This window comes from Amycolatopsis samaneae, from assembly GCF_039541975.1.
GTDB lineage: Bacteria > Actinomycetota > Actinomycetes > Mycobacteriales > Pseudonocardiaceae > Amycolatopsis > Amycolatopsis samaneae.
Genome location: NZ_BAABHG010000036.1, coordinates 1 through 8,382 on the forward strand (window position 1 = coordinate 1; position 8,382 = coordinate 8,382).

General features: G+C 71.9%; 5 protein-coding genes and 1 pseudogene. 2 read left to right on the forward strand and 4 right to left on the reverse strand.

Annotated elements, in window-relative coordinates; all coding sequences use genetic code 11:
* Nucleotides 1-2,630, forward strand: a pseudogene (locus tag ABD987_RS44360) (hypothetical protein); the annotation flags it as partial.
* A gap of 1 nt (nt 2,631) precedes the next feature.
* On the forward strand, nt 2,632-2,955 hold the full coding sequence (locus tag ABD987_RS44365) for a hypothetical protein (protein WP_345409051.1): 324 nt from the start codon (nt 2,632-2,634) through the stop codon (nt 2,953-2,955).
* A 105-nt stretch (nt 2,956-3,060) separates the two neighbouring features.
* On the opposite strand, the gene ABD987_RS44370 is transcribed toward ABD987_RS44365, so the two are convergent.
* From ABD987_RS44370 to ABD987_RS44385, 4 genes are all read right to left on the reverse strand, one after another.
* Complete coding sequence (locus ABD987_RS44370; protein WP_345409053.1) at nt 3,061-3,603, reverse strand: GNAT family N-acetyltransferase; 543 nt, start codon at nt 3,601-3,603, stop codon at nt 3,061-3,063.
* 170 nt (nt 3,604-3,773) lie between these two features.
* On the reverse strand, nt 3,774-3,995 hold the full coding sequence (gene infA, locus ABD987_RS44375; RefSeq protein WP_345409055.1) for a translation initiation factor IF-1: 222 nt from the start codon (nt 3,993-3,995) through the stop codon (nt 3,774-3,776).
* 263 nt (nt 3,996-4,258) lie between these two features.
* Nucleotides 4,259-5,887, reverse strand: coding sequence for a carboxylesterase/lipase family protein (locus ABD987_RS44380; protein ID WP_345409057.1), 1,629 nt, complete (start codon nt 5,885-5,887; stop codon nt 4,259-4,261).
* A gap of 222 nt (nt 5,888-6,109) precedes the next feature.
* Nucleotides 6,110-8,239 carry a N,N-dimethylformamidase beta subunit family domain-containing protein gene (locus tag ABD987_RS44385; RefSeq protein WP_345409059.1) on the reverse strand — a complete coding sequence of 710 codons (2,130 nt, stop codon included), beginning with the start codon at nt 8,237-8,239 and terminating at the stop codon, nt 6,110-6,112.
* Between the last annotated feature and the right edge of the window lie 143 nt (nt 8,240-8,382).

An 8,382-nucleotide genomic window follows, 5' to 3' on the forward strand; every position in this document is an offset into this window, starting at 1 on the left:
CGCGCAACGCCGCCGCGGCCGCGGCCACCGGCCGGGGCACGGCCGACGCCGCGCGTGACGCCGCCCGGCTCGCGCGCGACGCCGCGGTGGGCGCGCAGAGCTCGGCCGAGGCCGTCACCCACGCGGTCGAAGCCGTTCGCCAGGTGATCGTGGCCGCCAACGCCGCCGCGGCCGCGGCCGGGAACGCCGCCGACGCCGCCGCCGCGTCGCAGGCGGCCGGTGACTGGGCACAGCGCGCTGGCGCGAGCGCGGGCCAGGCCCGCGCCGCGGCAGCCAGGGCTCAGCGCAACGCCGACGAGGCCCGGCGTGCCGCCGGGTCCGCGACCGCCATCGCCAATGAGGCGGCCGGCTATGCCGAGCAGGCCCGGCAGGCCGCGGCCGTACACGCCAACAACGCCGCCACGGCGGCGGAAGAGGCCGCACAGCACGCCGGCGAAGCCGCCGGAGCGGCCCGGCGCGCGCAGGAGGCCGCCGACGAGGCGAAGACCACCGCCGAAGCGGCTCAGGCGGCGTCGGACCAGGCCCAGCACACCGCCGACCTGGCCCGTAGGACCGACGCCGAGCGGCTGGCCGCGCAGCAGTCGCAGGCCACGCGGGACGCCCTGGACGCCAGGCAGGCCGAACTCGACAGGACCGAGGATCCGCACTGGACCGCGGGCACCGCCGAGCAACCCGAGTCGGCGGCCCAGACCCTGTTGACGGCGGCACTCGATCCCGCGACCCCGCCGGACGTCGCCGTCGCCGACGCGCGCAAGGCCGCGGTCCGGCTGTGGCACAGCGGCGGCCCGCAGGTGAAGACCGCCGCCACCACGGCACTCGCGGGGACGACGGCCGACATCATCACGTTCGCGAGGACCGGGCTGGCCGCCGCGCTGGAGCAGGACGACCGGCTCAGCCTTTCCATCGCCGCCGGGGGCAGCCCGGTCACCGCGCAGCGTGACGCCGGGGCCGCCGTCCGGACCGGGACTCACGCGCAGGTCAAGGAATGGCTGGGAACACGCGCGTACCCGGGTAAGGACGACGCCGACCGCGTCGCGGTGCAGCGGATCCTGAACAACGGCGGCCCGGCCACCAGGACCGCGGCCAACCAGGCGCTGTCGGGCACCGCTCAGGACGTCCGCGCGTTCCTGGCCACCGGCCAGTACCGGGCGGCCGAGAGCGACGACCGCATCGCCACCCAGTCGCTCATCGACCGCGGCGGTCCGGAGGTGAAGGCCGCGGGCAACGCCGCGCTGTCCGGCCCGTGGTCCTACGTCAAGGAGTTCCTGCGGATCGGCCAGTTCAAGGCCGCGCACCGGGACGCCGAGACGGCGGAACACGTCGCGCAGATCAACGGCTACCTCGCCGACGCCGCGCAGGCGGCGGCGCTGGCGAAGCAGAACGCGGCGCTGGCCGCGCAGTACGCGGCGATCGCGCGTCAGGCCGCCGACGAGGCCAAGGCCTGGGAACAGCAGGCACGCGCGTCGGCCGACCAGGCGAAGATCTACGCCGACCGTGCCAAGGCGTCGGCGGACGAGGCGAGCGCGTCCGCGGCGCGGGCCGCCGAGTCGGCGAAGCAGGCCCGGGACGCCGCGGCGAGAGCACAGGGCGCGGCACAGGCGGCGCGGAACTCGGCCGCGCAGGCCGCCGCGTCCGCCGCGCAGGCCAACCGGTACGCGGCCGACGCCAGGGCTTCGGCCGCCGCCGCGTACGCCGACGCGGTCGCGGCACACAAGTCGGCGGTCGAGGCCAGCCAGTACGCCGTCGAGGCGCAGAACGCGGTGGTGCTGAAACAGCAGGAGGAGCGATCCCGCAAGGCGGTGCTGGACACGCGCGACTCCGTGCAGAAGCTGCGTGACGCGGCCGCGGCCGCGGTGGCCGACCATCCGGAGATGGCGCAGGTCCGCGACGCCGCGGACCAGTTGCTGGCGCTGATCGCCCAGATGGCGGGGGCGAGCCTGGACTTCGTCCGCGACCACGCCGGTGAGCTGCTGGCGCTGATCCAGCACCTGCTGGAGGTGGCGGGCGGCGTCGGGCTCGCGCTCGGCGGGATCGCGGTGATCGGTGGCGGGGTCGCGACCTGTGCGGAGGAGATCGGTGGCGGCGCGGCGGTCGGTGCCGCGGCGGGCGCGCCGTTCGCCGGTGTCGGCGCCCTGCCGGGCGGCATCATCGGTGGTCTGGGCGGCCTGATCGCATGCGCGTTCACCGGTGGCCCCGAAATCGTCACCGGTGCCGGGATGACCGCGGCGGGCCTGGCGATGGCGATGGACGGTCTCAACGGCGCCGCCAAGGACATCCAGAACCTCGGCAAGGACCGGACACTCTCACCGAGCGAACAGCAGACCCTGGACCGGATGCACGCCGACCCCCGGTTCAGCGGAAAGGGTCTCCGGCCCAGTTCGGCCGAACGCGACGGCGAATACGTGGACAGCGCCGGGAAGACCTATGATCAGATGGGTGATCCCCGTGCGGCCACGTACTGGAACAAGGATCAGTTCATCCAGGCCATTCGCGGGCACCTGAACAAGAGCATGGACTACACCGTCGTCGATCTCACCGAGTTCTCGGCGGTACAGCGCAAGGAAGTGAGCGACTTCCTGGGCACGTTACCGCCCGAGCAGCTCGCGAAGATCATCCGGATAGGTTTCTGACATGGCGATCATCTCGGTACCCGGACATGAAACCCAGCGATTCCGGAAACAGACGATCCGCGAACTGTTCGCCAGGGCGGGCCAGGGGTTGTCCGACACCGACCGGTACGTGCTCGCCCAGGGGGAAGCCCTGGACGGGTTGTTCTTCGAGATGATGGACAGCGACCGGCAGCGTCACCGGATAGCGAGCGCCCTCGTGCGCGCGGCCGACGCCTACCGGGCGGAGCTGCTGGGGACACCGGACATCGGGGAAAGCGACCAGAGCCGCGCCGCGGCGCTGGGCGAGCTCTCCCTGACCCTCACCGAGCTGGCCTCGAGGGAATGACGAAGGCCCGGTGGCGGGTGATATCCCCGATATCACCCGCCACCGGGTCGTGTCGGCGTTCCTCCCGCGGAGACCGGGCGGGCGTCCACCGCCTCGCCCGGTGTGTCATGCCGGGGCGGCCGGGCCCCACACCCCGAACCACTGCTCGGCGCCGTGCTCCTCGAACCGTTCCACCTCGGTGAATCCGAGCCTCGTCGCGAGGCGCCTCGCGCGGCCGTTGGCGGCCTGTGTGCTGAGCACCACCGGCTCGCCGGGGAGGGCGCGGGCGAACCAGCCGAGTGCCGCCACGCACGCTTCGGCGGCGTACCCGTGTCCCCACGCCTCCGGCAGGAACAGGTAGCCGAGTTCGGTTTCCCCGGCTTCCGGGCGAACGTGCCCGGGACGTTCCGCGGCACGCCGGTCGAGGGTGATCATGCCGATCATCGCTCCGCCGAGATCGACCACGAAGAACCCGGGTCGCCGCCCGGGCACCTCGGGCACCGTGCGTTCGAGTTCGGCACGCGGCCGGGCGCCGCCGATGTGGGTGCCGACCTCCGGCGAGGCGAACAGCTCGACGCAGGCCGCGCGGTCCCGTGCCTCGGACTCGCGGAGCACGAGCCGTTCGGTCCCGATCGGGGCGGGTGGCCAGTGCGGGGCGAGGTCGGTCATGGCGCGCAACCTATCGCACGCCGCGCGGCCGGGAGTTCCGTCGCGCCGGCCGGCAACAGGCCGCCGCGACGGCCCGTTGCCGGCCATACCCGACTAGGTCGCTTGTCCGCCGGAGACGGTGCGTAGCGGGCCCGGGGACCCGCATCGACCGAAACCCTTTGCCGGCAACACTAGGTGCGGTACCGGAACAGGATCCGGCCCCGGCTCAGGTCGTACGGGCTCAGCTCCACCAGAACCCGGTCGTAGGGCATGATCCTGATGAAGTTCTTCCTGATCTTGCCGCTGATGTGGGCGAGCACGTGGTGCCCGTTCGGCAGCTCGACCGTGAACCGGGCGTCGCGCAGACACTCGAGCACGGTTCCTTCGACTTCGATACCGCCCTTACCGGCCATGGCGCACCGGTTCCGGAACGCTGTGCGCCCGCCGGGCGCCGGGGAAGTCCCGTCCGCCGGGCCGGATACGTCGCCAGGGAATCATGGGGGTCACCTTTCGGGAGTGCCTGGTCGAGGCGCTCCCGGCGACCCCTTCGTCAGTCGTCCGACCGTGACGACGAGGGGAGCACCCACATCGAAACAGCGTTCATGGAGCTCACCTCCCGGTGTCGAGTCACGGTCCCCCGAAACGGTAACGGCGCGGCGCACGCCCGTCCACCGGTTTACCGGTGCCGGTCGAACGGGGTCAGGGTGTCCCAGAACTCGCAGTGGTGCTGGCGCGGGATCTCGGTGGTGAGCTGGCTGTCCCCCGCGGCGTTGAGCGACATGACGACGGGGTTGTCCCGGGTGTAGGGCTCCCACCGGGGTGTGCCGTCCACGGTGGGGTCACCGGTGCGGGCGAATCCCGTCCACTGCGCGACGAGCTGGTCGGACAGCACCTGCTGGTTGGGCGTGAGCTTGACGCCGTTCGGGAACAACAGCAGCCATTCGGCGATGTGGTAGGCGCCGTTCGGTTTGGTGGCGTCCACGAAGAACTGCGGTGGCACGTCCGTGTCGTCCACCTGGTAGGCGAAGACCGGGATGTGGCGGGCCAGCCGCGCGTCGTTGAGCAGGGCGGGACAGACCGAGTTGGAGTCGGCCACGACGGTGCGGTAGGCGAGGAACGGGGCGGGTGCGGGGAACCGGGTCAGCGGATACGTCCCGCGCACCACCGGCGCGTGTTCGCCGTACTGCTGCTGTACGAGCCGGTCGTAGTCGGCCGGGGTGGTGGCGGAGGGCAGCTGGGTCTCGTCGCGGTCCACGCCGTGCATCAGTGCCACGTGGTTGACGTGCCCGGTGGCGAAGGCCTCCGCCGGCGACATCGGCAGGGTCGTTCCGTCCACGATCGGCGCGACCGTGCCGTTGTCCGGTTCCCTCCCGTGGTTCGCCTGCTTGAGCAGGACCCGCGCCGGCGCCCCGCGCAGGCACGCGGCGGCTTCGGCCACGACGCCGCAGCCGACGGCCGTGGCGAACCGCGCCCCGGTCCGCTGGGCCTGGCCCTCGGTCGGCAGTTTCGCCTTGCAGTCCTGTGTCTGCCACACGGTGTCCACGCCGAGCAGCGAGTTGTACTCCCCGCTTTCACTGATACCGCGCTGGAACAGCCCCGCCGAAGCCGGCGAAGCGGTGTGGGCGCAGACGCTCGACCCGCCCGCGGAATCGCCGTAGATCGTGACGTTGTGCGGATCCCCGCCGAACCGCGCGATGTTGCGCTGTACCCAGCGCAACGCGGCCTGCTGGTCCTGCAGCCCGTAGTTGCCGGCGTGCTTGCCGAACGCCTCGTGGGCCAGGAAACCGAAGATCCCGAGCCGGTAGTTGACCTCGACGCTGATGACGTTGCCCGCCGTCACCAGGCGGCTCGCGTCCTGCGGCTTCCACAACAGGAACCCGCCGCCGTGGATCTGCACCATCACCGCGAGCGGCCCCGGCCCCGCCTTGGCGGGAACGCGGACGGTCAGGTTGAGGCAGTCCTCGTCCTCCGAGCCCGGACCGGCGCCGGGCGGTTGCGGGCACTGGGTGCCCTCCGTGGTCGCGGCGAACGGCTCGGTCCACGGCGCGGGCCGTCGCGGTGCCTCCCAGCGCAGGTCCCCGACCGGCGGCGCGCCGTAGCGGATCCCCTGCCACGAGATGACTTCACCGCCCGCGACGCCGCACACCGGGCCGTCGTCGGTCGCCACCGTGGTGCCCGGTGAGCACGCCGGCGCGGAGGGCACCGGCCCGCCCAGATCGCTGGCCATGGACGCCGAACCGGTCAACGACACCGCCAGTACCACGACGGCCGCCAGCGCGGCGGCCACCTTCCGGTCAGGTCTCATCCCGTCCTCCTTCGCTTCCTCCGAAAGCCCGCGGCCCAACCAGGGAAACCCCCTCCAGTCTGGCGGCGGCCCCGGCGGGCACAACCTCCGTTCGGTCGCGCGGGAACTGCCAAATTCCCGGGCACGGTGGTCTTTGCCGAGGATCGGATTCGATCGGCGAACAGGAATCCGTGGGGTGCCTTGGGGAACGGGGCCGCGGGCACCACCCGCGGCCCCGTCGCTTCACAGCGCCGAAAGGACCGCGTTCCGCAACAGGCGGGACATCGCGGGATCGTAGGCCAGCGCTCCGTTGAAGCACAGCGAACCGACGCTGAACACCCAGCCCCCGTTGCCCTTGTCCCAGAACACCATCTCGGAGCCGTTGTTCTGGGTACCGTGGGCGATGCGGCGCACGCCGGGCTGCAGCGGCCCCGCGCCGTCCATCGAGTCGACCTCCCAGCCGCTGGCGGCGAAGTTGTACCCGGTGTGGCCGAACGTGTCCCCGGGTTTCAGCCCCGTGCCCGCCAGGAACGGGTGGTCGTTGTCGACCTGGTAGGGCGCGAACTCCATGAACGAGGCGCCGTTGTAGGCCACCCCGAACACGGACGACTCCGGCCGTCCCTGGTCACGCCACAGCCACCGGTTGCCGGAGGTGTCGCGGTGCAGCACCGCCGTGCCGTCGGCGCTGAGGTCCACCCGTTCGTACATCCCGTTTCCGCCGGTGTACACGACCTTCCCGCCGTTGGCGAGGTAGGCCTCCACCCTGGCGCGCATGGTCGGTGTCCAGTACTCCGGGTGCGACGCCAGGATCAGCAGGCGGTAGTCGTTCAGCCAGGCGTCCGCGGAGTGCAGATCGAGGTCCTGGTAGCAGTCGTAGGCGATTTCGTTGCGCGCCAGCCACCGCAGGAGGAGCAGGTCCCCGTAGAAGCGGACGTCCATGTGCCCCGGCCCCTCGATGTAGGCGTTCGCGAACGGCCTGCGGGTGGTGATGGTCCGGCGACGGGGATGATCGTCCCAGCTGTACTGGAAGTGCCCGCCCCAGTGGTTGTAGGCGTTGTGCGTCAGGAACGGCAGCAGCAGGGCCACCTTCTCGACCGGTTTGACGGGCCGGATCACCAGCGGGACGTAGCGGTGCATACCGTGCGGCCCGGTGAGCTGCACGACGTGGAACCCGGACCTCGCCCCGGCCGGGACCGTCAGCGAGAAACTGGGGCGCCAGCCACAGCCCGCCGACCGGTAGTTCGGCTGGAGCTGTTGCAGGCCCCCGGCGTGCGAGGAGGCGGGGAGCACGACGGTGCCCGGGAGCGGGCCCTCCAGCCGCAGCAGGGTCGCCTGGTAGGTGTCCGTCGACGCGGACACGGCCACGTCCACCTTGTCCCCGGGCCGGGCCGACCAGCGGTCGGCGTACCCCTGCAGGTTCGCCGTCCTCGTCACGGTGAACCCGGTGCCGACCAGACGTCCCGCGTCGGCGGTCCACTCCGGACCCACGGTGGAGTCCACCGTGCGCCAGTTCCGCAGCCGGTACCAGTGCAGCTCGTGGTCGGCGCCGACCGGGTCCGAGCGGTCCACCCACACACAGTAGAACGTGCCGGCGTCGGCGAAACGCTCCACTGTGGACCCCCACTCCCAGCCGCTGCCGATGCCGATGGGACGGCCGCCGTTGGCCCACGCGCCCGGCCCGTTGCTCCCGTCGCCGGCGAGATAGCGGAACCAGTCGAGGGTGGCGCCGTGCCGTACCCCGTAGATGACGCCGTCCCGGTCCGCCATGTTCAGGTCGTAGTCGCGGCGCCCGGTGGCGATGAGGGAACCCTGTCCCCCGTTGGCCCACGCGCCGGGGCCGTTGGTGCCGTCGCCCGCGAGGTACCGGAACCAGTACAGGTCACCGTTCGGGTCGACGGCGTAGATGACGCCGTTCCAGCCGCCGAACACGGAGCTGAAACCACCGAAACCGCGGTGGATCACGGCGTTGGTGTTCGCCGCCCAGTACCCCGCCCCGGTGGCCGGATCGGTCAGCACCCAGCGGTGCCACCACAGGCTGCCGTCACCGCACAGACCGAACAGCTGCCCGGTTTCGTCGGCCAGCAGGCTGGTGTGGATCTGCCAGCCCGCGCCGATCTCCCGGCCGGCCTCGTTCGCCCAGCGCGTGCTGCCGTCCTGCCAGCCGAGGTGGCGGAACCATTTGAGGCGACCGTCCGCCTGCAGACTGTAGATGATCCCGTTTCCGCCGGGCACCATGTGTGTCTGGCTCTGTTCCCGGTCCTGGCCCGCCGCCACCGCCGGGGAAAGGGACCCGGTCCCGGCGGGGAGCAGCGCCGCCCCGCCCAGTACCGCCGCGCCCTGCAGGATCCGCCGCCGGTTCCACACGTTGTTCATCGCCGGCTCGATTCGCCGAGTGTGGGTTGTTCGGTGGTGTTGGTGATGATGCGGTTGGCGGTGTTCCAGCCGGATCCGGTGGTTTGGTAGGTGTTGAAGGGTGCGCCGCCGGGGTTGGTGGCGCGGTTGTTGGGGAAGTAGCG